The sequence below is a fragment of the Rhizobium croatiense genome (assembly GCF_019793465.1).
Taxonomy (GTDB): Bacteria; Pseudomonadota; Alphaproteobacteria; order Rhizobiales; family Rhizobiaceae; genus Rhizobium; species Rhizobium croatiense.
This window is the reverse complement of record NZ_JAILYJ010000115.1, coordinates 1-255: the sequence shown is the minus strand read 5'-3', so window position 1 is coordinate 255 and position 255 is coordinate 1. Positions and strand designations below refer to the sequence as shown.

Annotated in this window: 1 protein-coding gene; it reads right to left on the bottom strand. The window is 55.3% G+C overall.

What is annotated here, in order from left to right; genetic code table 11:
- Positions 1 to 255 (bottom strand): DUF269 domain-containing protein (locus K6M89_RS30820; RefSeq protein ID WP_222135296.1); only part of this gene is annotated, 255 nt, incomplete at both ends.

Here is a 255-nt window from a genome sequence, read left to right as displayed (position 1 = left end):
TTTCGATAACTTCAATAGCGTCATCGACCATTTTCGTGCCGGTCTCGGCGAGCTTGCCTAGCGTCTCAAAGCCGAACCGGTGGACATCGCGCAGGGTCTTCGACAGAACGACCAACCGTCCAGTCGTGAAAAGCAAGCGGCCGAAGCCCTCATGGCCGATCGTCATGATCGGCGATGCCAACAGGCCTGTGCACTCTTCGATCACAAGCCCCACGCAACTGTAAAAATTCTGTAGCCTCCACAGCACATCAGGAT